We start from the raw sequence: 18216 nt of genomic DNA, 5'->3' as shown, positions 1-18216 counted from the left end.
GGGCCTATGAGTGAACGGACGTATTCTCAAGTAAATACCGGGATTAGTGTACGTGAAGCTAGTTTTTTGAGCCCAGCTCAGTTTGATGCCCTTCTGAACAGCCCTGATGCAGAAGCGCGTGCCAGTCTCTTGCAAGGGACGGCCTATGCCTTGGAGGCGGATCAATTGCGTCAAGTCCAAGTGGTCGAGCAAGCCTTGATGAAGCACCTTCTAGCAGAGTATGATTGGGCTTATCAAGTAGCTCCGAATCCAGCTGTGGTTGACCTCTTTGCCCTCAAGTACACCTATCACAATCTCAAGGTCTTCTTGAAAGAGCGAGCAACGGGGCGGGAGCTGAACTTCCTATTATTGGATGCAGGTCCCTATTCCTTAGCAGTTCTTGAACAAGTAGCCAAGACCTTTTCTTCAGAGAACTGCCCAGAGTTTATGGCTCAAGAAGTAGCAGCAACCTGGCAGGAATATGTCGACTATCAGGATATTCGGGTTCTGGAAATCGGCATGGATCTAGCTTACTTTGATCATCTCAAACGCTTGGCAGAAAACCTCGAGCATCCACTTTTAGAATCGCTGGTCACCTTGACCATTGATTGTTACAATGTCATCACAGTTGAGCGAGCCCTCAGCCTGAAAAAGCCAGGAAGCTTTATGAAGCAACTCTTGTCCGATGCTGGAACTCTCTCAGCAAGAGAAGTCATCCAATGTGTGAAGCAGGGCAACCTCATCAGTTGGTTTCAACAAGTCAATCCCTTGCCTTATGATGTGGAATTGACTCGGTACGAAGAGCAGATGCGAGCAGGGAGAGTGAGCGCTGAGACAGTGGAATACCTGGAGCATGTGATTAAGTACCGAATTTTGGAACAAGCTTCCTTTGAGACAGACGGCCCCTTGCCTTTAGCTCGCTATCTTTTCGGAAAAGAGCTAGAGGTGAAGAATTTACGTTTGGTCTTGACAGGTCTGGACAATCAGCTTCCAATTGACAAAATAAAAGAAAGGATGAGACCGATCTATGGCCAGTAAAACGCAAAAAATTGCCGTTGTGGGAAACCGAGATGCTATCCTTCCTTTTCAGATGATTGGCTTTCAGACCTTTCCCGTAGCAGAGGCTCAGGAAACCATTAATACCTTACGTCACTTGAGCCAAGAAGATTTTGGCATCATCTATCTGACGGAAGATATGGCTCAGGAAATCCCAGATACCATTGCCCACTACGATCGCCAAGTAACTCCAGCAGTCATCTTGATTCCTACTCATAAGGGATCGACTGGGCTAGGACGGAAACGCATTCGCGATAATGTCGAAAAAGCAGTGGGGCAGGATATTTTATGAGAATAAATGAATTTGGCCAAGCGATTGGAGATGCGCTGCCGGATTTTACACCGGGGCGTCTACCAGCTATTGAACGGATCGAGGGTCGCTATACCGTAATCGAGCGCCTGTCAAAGGAAAAACACGGAGCGGATCTTTATCAGGTCTACGGGCCAGCCTCCCCAGCAGATATGTGGACCTTTCTGTTCAAAGGCCCTGCCCACAATGAGGCTGAGTGGGACCGCTTGTTGAATGATTTCTTGACAGCCCAAGATCGCTTTTACTATGCGATTGTAGACAAAGATTCCGGCAAGGCTTTAGGGACATTCTCTCTCATGCGGATGGATCAAGCCAACCGGGTGATCGAAGTTGGAGCAGTGACCTACTCACCAGCGCTCAAGAAGACGCGCATGGCAACCGAAGCACAGTATCTCTTGGCGCGCTATGTGTTTGAGGATTTAGGATATAGACGCTATGAGTGGAAATGTGATGCCTTAAACCAAGCTTCGCGCAAAGCAGCTGAGCGTCTGGGATTCACCTATGAAGGCTGTTTCCGTCAGGCTGTTGTTTATAAAGGTCGGACTAGAGACACAGATTGGTTGTCCATCATTGACCAAGAATGGCCAGCTATCAAAGAGCGCTTCGAAGCTTGGTTAGATCCAACTAAAATGGTCAACAAAAGCAATCTCTAGCCGATATGGTGCAAAAGTAATACAAAGAAACAAAGGATTCCCAGGAGGAATACATGACTCAAGGAAAAATTATTAAAGTTTCCGGTCCCTTGGTGGTCGCATCAGGGATGCAGGAGGCCAATATCCAAGATATTTGCCGGGTCGGCGATCTTGGATTGATTGGCGAAATTATTGAGATGCGTCGGGATGAGGCATCTATCCAAGTATATGAAGAAACGTCTGGAGTCGGACCAGGTGAACCGGTGGTCACAACTGGGGCTCCCCTCTCTGTTGAGTTGGGACCAGGTTTGATCTCTCAGATGTTTGACGGGATCCAACGCCCCTTGGAACGATTCCAAGAAGTCACAGCCAGTGACTTCCTTATTCGTGGGGTTCAGGTTCCAAATCTAGACCGTAACACCAAATGGACCTTCGAACCGACTGTGGTAGAAGGGAGAGAGGTGGTCGCTGGAGACATCGTCGGTACCGTTCAAGAGACCAATATGGTGGAACACCGCATCATGGTGCCTTACGGAGTCAGTGGGCGTGTGACCAAGATTGCAGCAGGTTCTTACACAGTAGAGGAGCCAGTTTATGAGATTGAGCAGGCTGATGGCAGCCTCTTTACCGGAACCTTGATGCAAAAATGGCCGGTTCGTCGTGGCCGCCCCTTTGCACAAAAACTGATCCCAGTAGAGCCTTTGGTCACAGGTCAACGGGTTATTGATACCTTCTTCCCAGTGACAAAAGGTGGTGCTGCGGCAGTTCCTGGACCTTTCGGAGCTGGAAAAACCGTCGTGCAACACCAGGTGGCTAAGTTTGCCAATGTTGACATCGTAATTTACGTTGGTTGTGGAGAACGTGGAAATGAAATGACAGACGTTCTGAATGAGTTTCCAGAATTGATTGATCCAACAACTGGCCAATCCATTATGCAACGGACGGTTCTGATTGCCAACACTTCTAATATGCCAGTGGCGGCGCGGGAAGCTTCCATCTACACAGGGATTACTATTGCAGAATACTTCCGTGATATGGGCTATTCCGTTGCCATCATGGCCGATTCGACATCGCGCTGGGCAGAAGCTCTTCGTGAAATGTCTGGTCGTCTAGAAGAAATGCCCGGAGATGAAGGCTACCCAGCCTATCTTGGTAGCCGGATTGCCGAGTACTACGAACGGGCCGGACGGGTCAAGACACTTGGTACCACTGCACGTGAAGGATCTATTACCGCCATCGGTGCCGTTTCCCCTCCGGGTGGAGATATCTCAGAGCCCGTAACGCAAAACACCCTGCGAATTGTCAAGGTCTTCTGGGGACTAGATGCTCAGTTGGCGCAACGACGCCACTTCCCAGCCATCAACTGGTTGAGCTCTTATTCCCTTTACCAAGATGAGGTAGGCCAATATATCGATCAGCATGAGCAGATTAGCTGGGCAGAAAAAGTGACCCGTGCTATGAATCTGTTGCAAAAAGAGAGTGAATTGCAAGAGATTGTGCGCCTGGTTGGTTTGGACTCCTTGTCTGAAAAAGACCGCTTGACTATGAATGCGGCCAAGATGATCCGCGAAGACTACCTGCAACAAAATGCCTTTGATGAGGTAGACACCTATACTTCTTTCAGCAAGCAGGTTGCCTTGTTGACCAATATTCTGACCTTTGACCAAGAAAGTCAAAAAGCGTTGGAATTAGGGGCCTACTTCACAGAAATCATGGAAGGAACGGTAGATCTTCGGGACCGCATTGCCCGTAGCAAGTTCATCCATGAGGATCAGTTGGCCACCATTCAAGCCCTGAAAGAAGAAATCGTAGAAACCCTACACCAAATCGTAGCCCAAGGAGGAGTAGACAATGAGCGTGATTAAAGAATACCGTACTGTCAGCGAAGTTGTTGGCCCCTTGATGATTGTCGATCAGGTTCAAGGGGTTCGCTACAATGAACTCGTAGAAATCAAGCTCCATGACGGTACAACGCGTCAGGGACAAGTCCTCGAAGTCCAAGAAGACAAGGCCATGGTCCAGCTCTTTGAAGGATCTAGCGGGATCAACTTGGAAAAAGCCAAAGTCCGCTTTACCGGACGTCCCTTAGAACTTCCAGTGTCCGAAGACATGGTGGGCCGCATCTTTAACGGGATGGGCAAACCCATCGATGGTGGTCCGGAGATTATTCCAGAGAAGTACTTGGACATTGATGGGCAAGCCATCAACCCTGTTTCGCGGGATTATCCGGATGAGTTTATCCAGACAGGAATCTCGGCCATTGACCACTTGAATACCCTGGTTCGGGGCCAAAAACTCCCAGTCTTCTCCGGTTCTGGTCTTCCTCACAAGGAGTTGGCAGCTCAGATTGCCCGTCAAGCGACGGTACTGAATTCCGAAGAAAACTTTGCCGTGGTCTTTGCGGCGATGGGGATTACCTTTGAAGAAGCAGAGTTCTTTATGAATGACCTTCGGGAAACAGGAGCCATTGACCGCTCTGTCCTCTTTATCAACCTAGCCAATGACCCAGCTATCGAGCGGATAGCCACTCCTCGGATTGCCTTGACAGCGGCAGAATATTTGGCCTATGAAAAAGACATGCACGTCTTGGTCATCATGACCGACATGACCAACTACTGTGAAGCCCTTCGGGAAGTATCCGCTGCCCGCCGGGAGGTTCCAGGACGTCGGGGCTATCCAGGTTACCTCTATACCAACCTATCCACCCTCTACGAACGTGCCGGACGCTTGGTTGGAAAGAAAGGATCTGTGACCCAGATTCCGATCCTCTCCATGCCGGAAGATGACATCACCCACCCTATTCCTGACTTGACAGGCTACATCACCGAAGGTCAGATTATTCTGTCCCGTGATCTCTACAACAGTGGCTACCGTCCACCGATCAATGTCCTTCCATCTCTTTCTCGTTTGAAAGACAAGGGATCTGGTGAAGGGAAGACTCGGAAAGATCATGCGGCGACCATGAACCAGCTCTTTGCGGCCTATGCCCAAGGGAAACAAGCAAAAGAGTTAGCCGTGGTGCTTGGGGAGTCTGCCTTGTCAGATACAGACAAGCTCTATGTCAAATTTACCGATCGCTTTGAGAAGGAATACATCAACCAAGGCTTTACTACCAATCGGAGCATTCAAGAAAGTCTAGATCTGGGCTGGGAATTGCTGGCTATCTTGCCAAGGACAGAGCTCAAGCGGATCAAGGATGATATGATCGACGAATACCTCCCAAAAACTTCCAAGGAAGCACAAGCCTAGGAGTAGAAAGGAGGAAGTCAAATGGCACGATTAAATGTCAAACCCACCCGGATGGAGTTAAACACCCTCAAAGAGCGTCTGAAGACAGCAACTAGAGGGCATAAACTTCTCAAGGACAAACGAGACGAGCTCATGCGACGCTTCATCGAATCGGTCCGTGAAAATGACCGCCTCCGCCAGAAGGTTGAGGCAGCTCTCATTGGCAATATGCAAGAATTTGTCCTCGCCAAATGTCTGGAAAATGACCTCATGGTCCAGGAAATTTTTGCGGTGCCGACGCGTGAGGTCAGTCTGCATATCGAGACGGAGAATATCATGAGTGTGCGCGTGCCCAAGATGCATGCCCATATTGATAATCCGTATGGAGACGATGAGGGAGACGTGGTCTACAGCTACGTGGCTTCCAATAGCCAGATGGACAACACCATTCAAGAAATGGAAGAGCTCCTTCCAGACCTGTTGCGCTTAGCAGAGATTGAAAAAACTTGTCAGCTCATGGCCGATGAGATTGAAAAAACGCGCCGTCGGGTCAATGGACTGGAGTATGCGACTATCCCAGACCTCAAGGAAACCATCTATTATATCGAAATGAAACTCGAAGAAGCCGAACGCGCCAATCTGGTCAGAATGATGAAGGTCAAATAAGATATAAAGCCCACAAAATGCAAGATGAAATTAGGAAATCCAACGACGGAGTGATTGCTCCTAGTTGGATTTATCTTTTTCCAAAGAGTTGGAGGCGTGTTCTATTAACAAGATACAAAGCCGTTAAAAATAGCACCCCGAGTGATGTTTACAGGAGACGAACTTGGGGTGTTTTTAGCTTCTATTTTAGCTGAAAAATCCTCTAAAATCTCTTTGTTCAGGGCGTTTGAAGGCTTCTGATACAACAAATTTATTTGATTATCCAAATAGTACTAACTGTCACTAAATGTTAAGAGAATGTAACAAGAAAGGGTTAATGTTACAAATTAGGGTCAGTTAGATTAAAAGAAAAGAAGGGTCATTCCTCGGGCAAAAAATGTGGTAGAATATTAAATGTATCTGTCTGGAGATAAATCTCCGATAATAAGAAAACGAGGAAATAACGTATGAAGAAAGTAAACAAAAAAGCTCTAATTGCTTCGACTGTTGCTATGGCGGTCTTGCCATTTACAACTGGTAAAGCAGAATCAAATGGAGACTGGGTTGCCCGTTCTGTAGATGAAATTCGTGCAGATATTTCAACTTCAGAAAACAAACAAACCTACACTATCAAGTATGGGGATACCCTAAGCACGATTGCGGAAGCTTTGAATGTTGACGTAACTGTTTTGGCAAACTTGAACCAAATCAGCAACATTGATTTGATTTTCCCAGGAACTGTCTTGACAACAACTGTCAATGATCAAAACCAAGTGACAGGTGTAGAAATCCAAACTCCTACAGCAGGTAATGCTGATGCAACTGTGACAACTTCTGCTGATTTGACCAACAACCAAATTAAAGTAGACAACCAAACTGTTGCAGTGGGTGATTTGACAAAACCAGTAGCAGATGAGAGCAACCAACCTGTAGAACTCCCTCAAGCACCTGCAGTTGTAGCAGCAGTGGCAGACCAAGTATCAGAAAGCTTGTCAACTCCAGAAGCACCAGCAGAAACACCTGCACCAGCAGCCCCAGTAGCAGATGAAGCACCAGCACCAGTTGTTGAAGAGGCACCTGCGCAACCTGCTGCAGCGCCAGCTGAAGTAGCGGCTCCTGTAGCAGCACCAGTTGTTGAGGAAGCACCAGTAGCTCCAGTAGCTGAACCAGCTCCAGTCGTTGAAGTTCCAGCAGAACCAGAAGTTACTGCGGTTGCTTCAACACCACAATATGGTGCACCAGCACCAGTTGTTGACACGACAGCTTCAACTCCTTCAACTGCGACACCTACTTCAAATGAAGGTCTTCAACCTCAAGCGATTCGCTTCAAAGAACAAGTAATAAATGAACTTGGCTTGACTGATATCGGTGGTTACCGTCCTGGTGACCCAGAAGATCACGGTAAAGGTCTTGCGATCGACGTTATGGTTCCAGAAAGTTCAGCGATTGGTGATCAAGTAGCTCAATATGCAATCGATCACATGCAAGAAAATGGAATTTCTTACATCATCTGGAAACAACGTTTCTATGCTCCAGTAAATAACATTTATGGACCAGCAAACACTTGGAATGAAATGCCAGATCGTGGTAGCGTTACAGAAAATCACTACGACCACGTACACGTGTCATTCAACCCATAATCAAGTCATAGCAAAGAGGTTGGGACAAAAGTCCCAGCCTCTTAATTGTCTTTGGATTGTCGAGCAAGACGCAGTGGTTGAGTGGGCTCTACTACGCTGATTTCATCAGCTTTTATAGCCCTACTCAACTGTACGGAGGTGGGACGACGAAATCGAATTCTAACGAATTACCGATTTCTGTCCCACTCTCTTTTTTTGTATAAAAAATAAACCCCATTTGATCAATGGGGTTTATTGGATTAAAGGATAACATCAGATTGTTCTACTTGATAGAGAGCAATACTCATAAATAAAGCAACGACAAGAAGAATTAGAATCCCGGGTGTCCAAGAGTGGAAGATTTGTTGGCTTGAACCAAATAAGATAGGTCCAAGTGCAGCAAAGACGTATCCTCCTGTTTGAGCTAGTCCAGAGAGCTGAGCAGTTTTCTCAGGAGAGCTAGACTTCATGGAGAAGGTGACCATGAGGTAAGGAAATAAGATACTCGTAAAACTTCCAATCAAGATATTCAGAATCAACCAGTAAATGAAGTTGTCTGTCTTTAGTAACAGCATGGCAATTCCAGTAAAACCAGCTAAGACAGTCGTTATCAGCATGATGCGACGGTTTCGTTCAGAAAGGCTGGTGGTGAGACTTGGAATGGTCATAGAGAAAGGAAGACTCATCAGGGTGAATACAGATGCTAAAATTCCGGCATTGGCTTGACTGATACCAGCTTGGGTTGCCATAGTAGGAAGCCAGGTCATCGTGGTATAGAATAAGAGAGACTGGAGACCACAGAAAAGCATGATGGCCCAAACTTTGCCATTCTTATACCAGCTAGTCTTATTTTCATGAGAAGAAGAGCTTTTTTTCAAATAATGATTGTGGCGAGCATTAGGGAGCCAGATCACAAGAGCGACCGCACAGACAACTGTCAGCACCCAGACCAAGCCTTGCCAAGAGGTAGCTTGAGTAATAGGAACAGCGACAGAAGAAGCTACCGCAGTAGACAAGCCCATTGCAGTGATATAGAGGGTTGTTAAGAAGCCAAGACGTTTTGGTTCATTAGCTTGGATCAAGCTTGGTAGAAGGACATTGATAAAGGCAATAGCAGCACCAATCAAAAGAGTTCCCACATAGAGGAAAGGCAGATTGATGGTGCGTAGAGCAGATCCAATCGTCATCAGGATCAAAACTCCAAGAAAGAGTCGCTCAATCCCAAAGCGTCTCGCCCAGCTAGTAGCAAAAGGAGAGAAAATAGCGAATGTTAGGAGGGGTAGACTTGTCAAGAGGCCGAGAGAACTCACCTCAACACCAAAGCTAGCAGCAATATCTGATAAGACAGTGGAGAGGGTCGTAAATGGGGCCCGTAAGACCACTCCTAGTAATAAAATTCCTGGAATGAGAAAACGTGAATGGTTTTGTTTCATAGTGTACCTCCTTGCTTGAAAATGAACAGTATCCGTATCATTATAGCACAAGAACTTGGAGGAGGCAAAAGGATTATCGATGAATAAAGCTTGTAAAGTAGCTGTTTTGCCTATAAATATAGTAAACAATAGAAAGATAGAGCTGAAAAAAATATTTTGAAGGTTTTCAAACTTTCTTCGCATATATATTTATAGGAACGTAGTTTTCGCTCCGCTCAAATTGCATCCATATCTCTAAATTCGGTTGAACTCCTTGAGTTCACCTCATTCAAATTTCTAAGGATCGTAGTTCTCACTAGCGTTCAAACTGCGTCAACGTACCTAAACTCACGGATGCTCGTAAAGATAAGGAACGTAGTTCTCTCTGTCGTTCGAACTGCATCAATGTACCTAAGCTCATCTACGTCCTTGTTAGGATTGGTTTAAGGAAATAGGTTTGGTAATAATTACATAACGCAGTGGTTGATTGGTATCTTTGTTCGCTCTTATAGCTCCAAAGATTACCTAATCAACTGTGCGGGGGGTGAGACAACGAACAATTTTAAAAAATTGTTCTGTCTCACTCCCATAAAAAAAGCCACCTGATTTGGTGGCCTTTATGGGAGATTATTATGAAAAAGTTTAGGATTTTCTATCAAACAAAGTTAGGAGGTCTTCATTTGATGGTATTAGTATAAATCGGAAAACTTAAAGAAAGCTTAAGATACCTTCCTGTAATTTAAAATCAGTCTTAAGACGGATGGTTTGATTTGTAGCTGTCATTCGATCTCATTCTAGGTTAACTTGCATTATTGTCAGAATTGTGAGAAAATAGTCTTCATCAAAGGAGGGAAAGGATAGCGAGATGAGAGAGGATATCAAGATTAACGACCGTGCCCTAGCACTGGAGAAACAATTGATTGAAAAGTTAGAGCTTGTGTTTGATACCGATGTTGAATTGGACGTCTACAACCTTGGTTTGATTTACGAGTTGGATCTGGATGAGGAAGGGACTTGCAAGGTAGTCATGACCTTTACCGATACCGCTTGTGACTGTGCGGAAAGTTTGCCTATCGAAATCGTCGCTCGCCTAAAAGAAATTGACGGTATTGAAGACGTCAAAGTAGAAGTAACCTGGTCGCCAGCTTGGAAAATTACCCGGATCAGCCGTTATGGACGTATTGCACTTGGCCTTCCACCGCGATAAATCAATAAAACTCACTTTACAAATTCGTAAAGTGAGTTTTTTCATATCTTATTGTTTACCAGACTGTTCCATATTCCAGAAGTCGGTTACGGCACCGCGTGAAGCAGAGGATACCGTGTGGGCATATTTTCCAAGAACCCCACGGCTATATAGTGGTGGCAAGGTTGTTTCAGCCTTCCGTTTCGCCAACTCTTCGTCTGAGACGTGCATGGTGATTTCTTTAGTATCTTGGTCAACTGTTACCAAATCACCAGTGTGGAGGTAGGCGATTGGACCACCGACCTGGGCTTCAGGTGCAATGTGTCCGACAACGAGACCATAAGTACCACCAGAGAAGCGTCCGTCTGTCAAGAGAGCCACCTTGTCTCCTTGGCCTTTCCCAACAATCATGGATGACAAGGACAGCATTTCAGGCATACCAGGACCACCCTTCGGACCTACGAAACGAACGACAACAACATCGCCATCCACGATTTCGTCCGAAAGAACAGCTTCAATGGCAGCTTCTTCGGAGTCAAAGACCTTAGCAGGACCGGTGATGTTACGCACTTTCACACCTGATACTTTGGCAACCGCCCCTTCTGGAGCCAAGTTCCCTTTCAGGATGATCAATGGACCATCCGCACGTTTTGGATTTTCAAGTGGCATGATGACTTTTTGACCTGGTGTCAAATCAGCGAAAGCTTCCAAGTTTTCTGCAACAGTCTTACCAGTACATGTGATACGATCCCCGTGAAGGAAACCATTCTTCAGAAGGTATTTCATGACGGCTGGCACACCACCAACATTGTAAAGGTCTTGGAAAACATATTGTCCAGAAGGTTTCAAGTCTGCCAAGTGAGGCACGCGCTCTTGGAAATCGTTGAAGTCTTCAAGCGTCAAGTCCACATTGGCCGCGTGAGCGATCGCAAGCAAGTGAAGGGTCGCATTGGTTGAACCACCAAGGGCCATAGTCACCGTAATGGCATCTTCAAAGGCTTCACGGGTCAAGATGTCAGATGGTTTGAGGCCCATTTCAAGCATCTTGACAACTGCACGACCTGCTTCTTCGATATCGGCCTTTTTGTCAGCTGATTCAGCAGGGTGGGAAGATGAACCTGGCAAGCTTATCCCAAGGACCTCAATCGCTGTCGCCATGGTGTTGGCAGTGTACATTCCACCACAACCACCAGGGCCAGGGCAGGCGTTACATTCCAGTTGCTTCACTTCTTCGGCCGTCATATCACCATGGTTCCATTTCCCGATCCCTTCGAAAACAGAAACCAAGTCGATGTCCTTACCGTTTAGATTACCTGGTGCAATGGTACCACCGTAGGCAAAGATTGCTGGAATATCCATGTTAGCAATGGCAATCATGGAACCAGGCATGTTCTTGTCACAGCCACCGATAGCCACAAAGGCATCAACGTTATGACCCCCCATAGCAGCTTCGATAGAGTCCGCGATGATATCACGAGAAGTCAAGGAGAAGCGCATCCCAGGCGTTCCCATAGCGATCCCATCCGCAACAGTAATAGTTCCGAATTGGACCGGCCAAGCTCCCGCATCTTTCACACCTTCTTTGGCAAGTTTCCCAAAATCATGCAGGTGCATGTTACACGGTGTATTTTCTGCCCAAGTAGAGATGACCCCTACGATTGGTTTTTCAAAGTTTTCATCGGTCATCCCAGTTGCCCGAAGCATAGCCCGGTTAGGAGATTTAACCATGCTATCGTAGACGCTACTGCGATGGCGAGTATCTAATTCTGTCATCTGATTCCCTCTCACGTATTTTTTTATTATTATAGCACAATTTACAGCCCAACGATAGAAGAAAATTCTTGAATTTTCAGACAATTCAGCTCACTTAGTTTTTGCTAAAATAATTTACAGTTATATCTTGACTTTTAAAAGCAAAGTGATATCATTTAGATATCACAAAGAAAGAAGGGCTCGTCCCATGGAAGAAAAAATTTTAACCCAAAAGAAAAACGGCTTAGCTGTCCTTGTAGGCTTGCTAGTTGGAGATCTTGTTTTAGTTTTTGCCTTTATTAGTGCGATTGCTAGTTTACCAGAAGGCTTCCCGCTTGCAATTGGAGTTATTACCTGTATTTTTCTCTTTATTGCTAGTCTGGTGTGCTATGCGGGGATCAAAATTATTAAACCGCAAGAGGCCTTGGTCTTGACCTTGTTTGGGGACTATATTGGAACCATTCGCGAAGCGGGTATTTACTTTGTCAATCCCTTCTGTGTCGCTGTCAATCCTGCCAATAACACCCGCTTGGGCCAAAGTGGTGATGTCACCACCAAGTCCCCCATGTCTGTCAGTAAAACAGCAGAAGGCAACAATATTTCCATAGAGACAGGTAAAAAGAATATTTCCTTAAAAGTGATGACCTTGAACAACTCTCGCCAGAAGATCAATGACTGCTTAGGGAATCCTGTAGAAATTGGTATTGCAGTTACTTGGCGCGTAGTGGATACGGCTAAAGCAGTCTTCAATGTGGATAACTACAAAGAATATCTCTCATTGCAGTGTGATAGTGCCCTTCGTAATATTGTCCGCATCTATCCTTATGATGTAGCTCCTAATGTCGATACGACAGGAGATGGCCAGGCAGATGAGGGTAGTCTCCGAGGCTCCAGTGAAATCGTGGCCAGTCGCATTCGAGAAGAGATTCAGGAGCGTGTTAAAGATGCTGGGCTTGAAATTCTAGAGGCTCGCATTACTTACTTGGCCTATGCTCCAGAAATCGCAGCTGTGATGCTTCAACGCCAACAAGCGTCTGCCATTATCGATGCGCGGAAGATGATTGTCGATGGAGCAGTTGGGATGGTTGAAATGGCCCTTGAACGCTTGAGCGAAGGAGAGATTGTAGAGCTAGACGAAGAACGGAAGGCTGCCATGGTATCGAACCTTCTTGTCGTTCTCTGTGGCAATCATGATGCACAACCAATTGTCAACACAGGAAGTCTCTATTAAGAATGGCTGATCAAAAGAAAAAGCAAATTCCACTTAGACTGTCAGCCAAGTTATATGCTGCTCTCGCATCATGGGCAGAAGATGACTTTCGATCGGTCAATGGTCAGATCGAGTACCTGCTGACAGAATGTGTCAAGCAACGAAAAAAGGATGGCAAATACGTTTCGGAAATGATTGATGAGCCATTTGAAATAGACCTTTAAGGAGAACTCCTGTCCCATTTGATGAGGCAGGAGATTTTTTTAATAATTTTTTGTCAAGTAACTTTACTTTACAAAAAAGTTTTGTTATACTGTTAAAGTTGATGAAAATCAAACCTAATTGAATTTATATCTTAAAAGGAGAAAAACGAAATGGCAGTACCTGCACGTCGCACATCAAAAGCGAAGAAAAACAAACGTCGTACGCACTACAAAGTAACAGCTCCATCTGTAAACTTTGACGAAGCAACTGGAGATTACTCACGTTCACACCGTGTATCACTTAAAGGATACTACAAAGGACGTAAGATCGCTAAAGCTGCATCAGCTGAATAATAGAAGGGAGATACCATGCGCGTAAATATTACACTTGAACACAAAGAATCTGGTGAACGCTTGTACCTTACTTCTAAAAACAAACGTAACACTCCAGACCGTCTTCAATTGAAGAAATACTCACCAAAACTTCGCAAACACGTTGTGTTTACAGAAGTGAAGTAGGGGTTCAATACGAATCAATACATAAGAAAAACGCTGATTTCAAGCGTTTTTTCTTTTTGCCAAATGCGATATATTGCACTGTATTTCAATTCAAACTCTACCTTTTTCTCTACCTTTTTTCTTAAGACCTGGTTTGGAAAGTGTGGGTTTCAGTTGGACTAAAAACAGAGGAATATTTTTAGTTCTGTAAGTATTAATCTATACGCTTACATATATCTTTTGGTCTCTATCCTTTAGGTGAAAATACCGATTTTATGGTATAATAAGGACAACTCTATACAAGGAGGTGTGCCATGACTCTTGATGTAAATAAAGAAGAATTAACAATTTTAGGGATTCCCTTTGATAACTTTTCAGATTTTGATACTGTCTGGTATGCTATTGGGTCATCAATGATTGAAAATTATGAACCTACTGTTCAAGATGTGATTGATTTAAAAACTTATGTTATCAACAAACGAAAGGAATTGAATATTGGTTAAAAATCAATACGAAGGCTATGAGTACATTGACCCCAATCACCAATATACCTATCCAAATTCCACAGTCTTAATCAATAAACAAAATGTTACAAATATTGAAGAAGCCTACCGAAATGAACACTTATTCGTTACTAAAAGACTTGCAGATTTGCGCTTGAAAGCCATTAAAGTCTATTCCATGAGTAATATTTTAGCCATTCATAACTATTTGTTTCAAGATGTTTATGCTTGGTCAGGACAATATCGCAAGGTGAATATCTCTAAAAGTGGTAATCCTTTTATGTCGATACAGTCGTTTAATGCTGCGGAAACTTATATAAATCATCTCATTCATTCCTATCATCAAACTGCCAACTCAAGAGATGAAATCATTAAACATTTAGCAAAAATTCTTGATAATCTTAATTATTTCCATCCCTTTCGAGAAGGTAATGGACGAACTCAACGGGAAGTTATTCGTTCCTTAGCACTATCAAAAGGATATTCTGCACAAATACGAGTGGAACAAGATGATGAAGTTTACAACCTTTATATGGACGGAACTGTCTATGGAGACTTAGGTAAGCTAGAAGAATTATTTGGTAAAATATTAAAAGAAATATAGATTGTAATACTTGATAATTACAAAGGTTAAATAATTGAGATTAAAAACCTTGAAACTCAGTTTCAAGGTTTTTTCTTTTCAAAATTTATACCATTTTTTCATCATTTGATCTTGAAAAAGATACACAAAAAACCTCTAGCCATTAGCTAGAGGTTGAGATTTAGTCATCTTTATTGATGTGAGAGTTTACGTTTCAATAAGATAGCACCTGATAGAACAACTGCTCCGAGAACAATGAATCCAGTAGCGGCAACTTCACCTGTACTTGGGAGAACTTTCTTCCGACCTTTACCTTTGCCATCGCCGGTACCTTCAGTTGTTGAAGATGACGGAGTTGGGTTTGGAGTAGTCGTTACTTTAGTAGTAGGTTCTTCGCTTGTGGTAGTTGTTGTCGTTGTTTCACCTGTCGTAGTAGTCGTTGTTGTATCTTCTTTGGTTGTTGTAGTAGTTGAAGATGTAGTAGGTTCTTCAGTTGTAGTCGTAGTTGTCGTTGTTTCACCTGTAGTGGTTGAAGTAGTAGTTGGCTCTTCGGTTGTTGTCGTAGTCGAAGTTGTTGTCGTAGTCGTTGTAGTCGTGGTCGTAGTCGTAGTAGTAGTCGTGGTTGTTTCTTCCTTCGGATTGACGATCGTCTTAGTTACTGAGTGATCGGCTCCGAAATCTTCAGTATTGACTTCTGTATCTGCAGATTTGATGGTGTAGCCTGCGGGTGCTTCTGTTTCAGTTAAGATATACTTATCTTTTAGCAAAGCACTGACAGTAATGTTCCCGTTTTCGTCGGTTACATACTCACCGATGACTTGGTTGTTCGCTTGACGTACGACCTTGAATTTGGCACCTTGAAGAGGTTGGTTGGCATCATCTACTTTGTGGATATTGATAGTAAATACATAGCCAACACCAGAGCCACCAGCGATTTGTACAGCGGCAGCATTGGTTACTTCTTTCACTACTGTATTTTTTCCTTTTAAGATGGCATCATTTTTTAGGAGTTCGCCATCTACAGGCTCGTAGTTGAGCTCAACGTCGTAAGCAATACGATACTGGTCGTTTTCAGTGATATCGCCTAAGTCAACTACAAAGGATTGACCATCTTCACTAATGGTCACCTTGTGTTGGTCAGTGACATCTGTTCGGTTGCTAAATTGCCATTCACCTGCTACAAAGGCAAAGGTACCTTTTAAGATTTTGATGCTACCAGGCACATAAGAAGCATTGGTAAATTTCATGTGATCTTCAATGGTCACGCTATTGATATTTTCTCTGGTCCGGTTGACAGAAATGGTATAGGATACCTTCTTGTGATTGTCTGAATTCACCCAGCTCGTCTTTGTCAAGACTTTGGGATTCCCGTCTCCAACTCCTTTGAAGGTCACCTTTCCGCCGATTTTTAGTTCGTTGTTAATGGTGATTTCAATCGGGATTTCTCCTTTTTCAGGGTGCTTCTTAAAATCAATCCGTGCATAGAAGAAGAAGGAGCCGTTTGTGTCAGAGTGTTTTTCAACATAATCTGTGTAGGTGAGGGAAATCGATTTTTTTGCAGCATCTACGGTTGCATGAGCAATGATCTCGTTGGTATTAACATCTCGAATCTCGAAGTTATCCGAAGTAATCATTAAAGCATCTGGAACCGTCACGACCGTAGTATCCCCTGCCTTGACATTTTTTCCGGCCAAATCGTAGGTGGCATTAATTCGGAAAGTTGCCCATTGTTCTAACTCCCAAGTGAGATCTCCGCCCTCGTTATTGGTGACGTTGACACTGGTAATCGTGTCCGCAAATTTTCCTGTTATCGAGACGGTTGGTGTTTCAGCAGATGATTTATTCAAACCTAAAGTGAATAGGGTGGCTAGTAGACAAAGAACGAATGGAAAAATCCAAAATTTCTTTTTATCCATAATTTTCTTCCTTTTTCATAAAATGGGTGTTTAATAAACAATCCTACTCTTAGTTCAAATAAGACTATCAGTAGGTTTCCAAAAGATGGAGTCGATATTAAACTACACGGTGTTGCGACAGGTTACTAGGTTGTTCGTTACGAAGTTGTTAAGAATAAAGCCCTCCCTTTGTTAAAAAAATCACAAGATTATCTTCTTAGGTAAATTGTAGCACAAAAAGCACCTTATTTCAACAGTATAACTTTGATTGTTAAAATAAAAATGAGTATAAAATAGATGGGTTAATTAGCTGAAAGGAGACAATCTTTAGAACGGCTGGCAAACGGCTCTTTTCGAAGCGGTAACTATTGATTTTTCTCTAAAAAAGGGTATAATCAAAATCAAACTATTTAAAGGGAGTCTCTATGAAGAAGAGTTTTATTCACCAGCAAGAAGAAATTTCATTCGTAAAAACTACGTTTACCCAGTATTTGAAAGACAAGCTAGAAGTTGTCGAAGTCCAAGGACCTATCTTGAGTAAGGTGGGAGACGGGATGCAGGATAACCTATCTGGAGTGGAAAACCCTGTCTCTGTAAAGGTCTTGCAAATTCCCAACGAGACCTATGAAGTGGTTCATTCCCTTGCGAAATGGAAACGCCATACCTTAGCGCGGTTTGGATTCGGGGAAGGGGAAGGTCTCTTTGTCCATATGAAGGCCCTTCGTCCGGATGAAGATTCCTTGGATGCGACCCACTCAGTTTATGTCGACCAATGGGACTGGGAGAAGGTTATTCCAAATGGTAACCGCAACCTCGCTTACTTGAAAGAAACAGTTGAAAAGATCTACAAGGCCATTCGTTTGACGGAGTTGGCTGTTGAAGCTCGCTATGATATTGAGTCTATCTTACCTAAGCAAATCACCTTTATCCATACAGAAGAGTTGGTAGAGCGCTATCCTGATTTGACACCAAAAGAACGGGAAAATGCCATCACCAAAGAATATGGAGCAGTCTTTTTGATTGGGATTGGTGGCGTCTTATCAGATGGCAAACCGCACGATGGACGGGCGCCGGACTATGACGACTGGACAACGGAGACCGAAAATGGCTACAAGGGCTTAAATGGGGATATCCTTGTTTGGAATGATAACCTTGGGGCGGCTTTCGAATTGTCTTCTATGGGGATCCGGGTTGATGAGGACACCCTCAAGCGCCAGGTTGCTATTACAGGAGATCAAGATCGTTTGGAATTGGAATGGCATCGTGCGCTTTTGAATGGCCTGTTTCCACTAACTATCGGAGGCGGGATCGGTCAATCGCGGATGGCTATGTTCTTGCTTCGTAAGAAACATATCGGAGAAGTCCAAACTAGCGTCTGGCCACAGGAAGTTCGCGAACAATATGAAAATATCTTATAAGATAGTTGCAAGTAAAGCGACGAAAGAAATAGAGCCTTGCATTTGATGCGGGCTCTATTTTTATGGGACTGGAGAAGCTAGGTTTTT

18 protein-coding genes are annotated in these 18216 nt (G+C 44.1%); 15 read left to right on the top strand and 3 right to left on the bottom strand.

Annotated features, from left to right (window positions below):
* The first annotated feature begins 6 nt into the window (after positions 1-6).
* From D7D50_RS02650 to D7D50_RS02620, 7 genes are all read left to right on the top strand, one after another.
* The gene (locus D7D50_RS02650; RefSeq protein WP_120701393.1) at positions 7-1017 is read left to right on the top strand and encodes a V-type ATPase subunit; all 1011 of its coding nucleotides are present in this window, start codon (positions 7-9) and stop codon (positions 1015-1017) included.
* Positions 1007-1327, top strand: a complete 321-nt coding sequence (locus D7D50_RS02645) for a V-type ATP synthase subunit F (protein WP_120701392.1) — start codon at positions 1007-1009, stop codon at positions 1325-1327. Before D7D50_RS02650 ends, D7D50_RS02645 begins: the two co-directional genes overlap by 11 nt.
* Positions 1324-1998 carry a GNAT family N-acetyltransferase gene (locus D7D50_RS02640; protein ID WP_120701391.1) on the top strand — a complete coding sequence of 225 codons (675 nt, stop codon included), beginning with the start codon at positions 1324-1326 and terminating at the stop codon, positions 1996-1998. Before D7D50_RS02645 ends, D7D50_RS02640 begins: the two co-directional genes overlap by 4 nt.
* A gap of 53 nt (positions 1999-2051) precedes the next feature.
* Positions 2052-3842 carry a V-type ATP synthase subunit A gene (locus D7D50_RS02635; protein ID WP_120701390.1) on the top strand — a complete coding sequence of 597 codons (1791 nt, stop codon included), beginning with the start codon at positions 2052-2054 and terminating at the stop codon, positions 3840-3842.
* Positions 3829-5226: a V-type ATP synthase subunit B gene (locus tag D7D50_RS02630; RefSeq protein ID WP_023024949.1), complete on the top strand. Its 1398-nt coding sequence runs from the start codon at positions 3829-3831 to the stop codon at positions 5224-5226. Before D7D50_RS02635 ends, D7D50_RS02630 begins: the two co-directional genes overlap by 14 nt.
* A 21-nt stretch (positions 5227-5247) precedes the next feature.
* Positions 5248-5871: a V-type ATP synthase subunit D gene (locus tag D7D50_RS02625; protein ID WP_023024951.1), complete on the top strand. Its 624-nt coding sequence runs from the start codon at positions 5248-5250 to the stop codon at positions 5869-5871.
* A 446-nt stretch (positions 5872-6317) separates the two neighbouring features.
* Positions 6318-7490 (top strand): LysM peptidoglycan-binding domain-containing protein, encoded by a 1173-nt coding sequence (locus D7D50_RS02620; protein ID WP_120701389.1) that lies wholly within the window; start codon positions 6318-6320, stop codon positions 7488-7490.
* Between the two features lie 239 nt (positions 7491-7729).
* Here the strand turns inward: D7D50_RS02620 and D7D50_RS02610 are convergent, their stop codons facing one another.
* Positions 7730-8902 (bottom strand): CynX/NimT family MFS transporter, encoded by a 1173-nt coding sequence (locus D7D50_RS02610; RefSeq protein WP_120701388.1) that lies wholly within the window; start codon positions 8900-8902, stop codon positions 7730-7732.
* Between the two features lie 844 nt (positions 8903-9746).
* Here D7D50_RS02610 and D7D50_RS02605 point away from each other — a divergent pair.
* Entirely contained in the window at positions 9747-10088 is a 342-nt protein-coding gene (locus D7D50_RS02605) for a metal-sulfur cluster assembly factor (RefSeq protein WP_006595245.1), read from the top strand.
* 48 nt (positions 10089-10136) lie between these two features.
* Here D7D50_RS02605 and ilvD read toward each other — a convergent pair whose 3' ends face one another.
* On the bottom strand, positions 10137-11840 hold the full coding sequence (gene ilvD / locus D7D50_RS02600) for a dihydroxy-acid dehydratase (RefSeq protein ID WP_023024956.1): 1704 nt from the start codon (positions 11838-11840) through the stop codon (positions 10137-10139).
* Positions 11841-12027: 187 nt separating this feature from the next.
* Between ilvD and D7D50_RS02595 the strand changes: the two genes are divergently transcribed.
* From D7D50_RS02595 to D7D50_RS02570, 6 genes are all read left to right on the top strand, one after another.
* The gene (locus D7D50_RS02595) at positions 12028-13050 is read left to right on the top strand and encodes an SPFH domain-containing protein (protein ID WP_120701387.1); all 1023 of its coding nucleotides are present in this window, start codon (positions 12028-12030) and stop codon (positions 13048-13050) included.
* A gap of 2 nt (positions 13051-13052) precedes the next feature.
* Complete coding sequence (locus tag D7D50_RS02590) at positions 13053-13253, top strand: type II toxin-antitoxin system antitoxin (protein WP_120701386.1); 201 nt, start codon at positions 13053-13055, stop codon at positions 13251-13253.
* 150 nt (positions 13254-13403) lie between these two features.
* Entirely contained in the window at positions 13404-13586 is a 183-nt protein-coding gene (gene rpmF, locus D7D50_RS02585) for a 50S ribosomal protein L32 (protein ID WP_003009516.1), read from the top strand.
* 15 nt (positions 13587-13601) lie between these two features.
* Positions 13602-13751: a 50S ribosomal protein L33 gene (gene rpmG / locus D7D50_RS02580; RefSeq protein ID WP_001265622.1), complete on the top strand. Its 150-nt coding sequence runs from the start codon at positions 13602-13604 to the stop codon at positions 13749-13751.
* Between the two features lie 293 nt (positions 13752-14044).
* Positions 14045-14233 carry a hypothetical protein gene (locus D7D50_RS02575; RefSeq protein WP_000171299.1) on the top strand — a complete coding sequence of 63 codons (189 nt, stop codon included), beginning with the start codon at positions 14045-14047 and terminating at the stop codon, positions 14231-14233.
* Complete coding sequence (locus D7D50_RS02570) at positions 14226-14837, top strand: Fic/DOC family protein (protein WP_120701385.1); 612 nt, start codon at positions 14226-14228, stop codon at positions 14835-14837. The genes D7D50_RS02575 and D7D50_RS02570 overlap by 8 nt, the downstream gene beginning before the upstream one ends.
* A 170-nt stretch (positions 14838-15007) precedes the next feature.
* On the opposite strand, the gene D7D50_RS02565 is transcribed toward D7D50_RS02570, so the two are convergent.
* Positions 15008-16732 carry an LPXTG cell wall anchor domain-containing protein gene (locus D7D50_RS02565; RefSeq protein WP_120701384.1) on the bottom strand — a complete coding sequence of 575 codons (1725 nt, stop codon included), beginning with the start codon at positions 16730-16732 and terminating at the stop codon, positions 15008-15010.
* 404 nt (positions 16733-17136) lie between these two features.
* On the opposite strand from D7D50_RS02565, the gene asnA reads away from it, so the two are divergent.
* On the top strand, positions 17137-18129 hold the full coding sequence (gene asnA / locus D7D50_RS02560) for an aspartate--ammonia ligase (RefSeq protein WP_061564605.1): 993 nt from the start codon (positions 17137-17139) through the stop codon (positions 18127-18129).
* Positions 18130-18216: the final 87 nt, after the last annotated feature.

Origin of the sequence: Streptococcus koreensis, from assembly GCF_003627135.1 — a bacterium.
Classification (GTDB): Bacteria; Bacillota; Bacilli; order Lactobacillales; family Streptococcaceae; genus Streptococcus; species Streptococcus ilei.
Note: the sequence above shows the minus strand (reverse complement) of the source record. Positions and strands in the feature narration are given on the sequence as shown.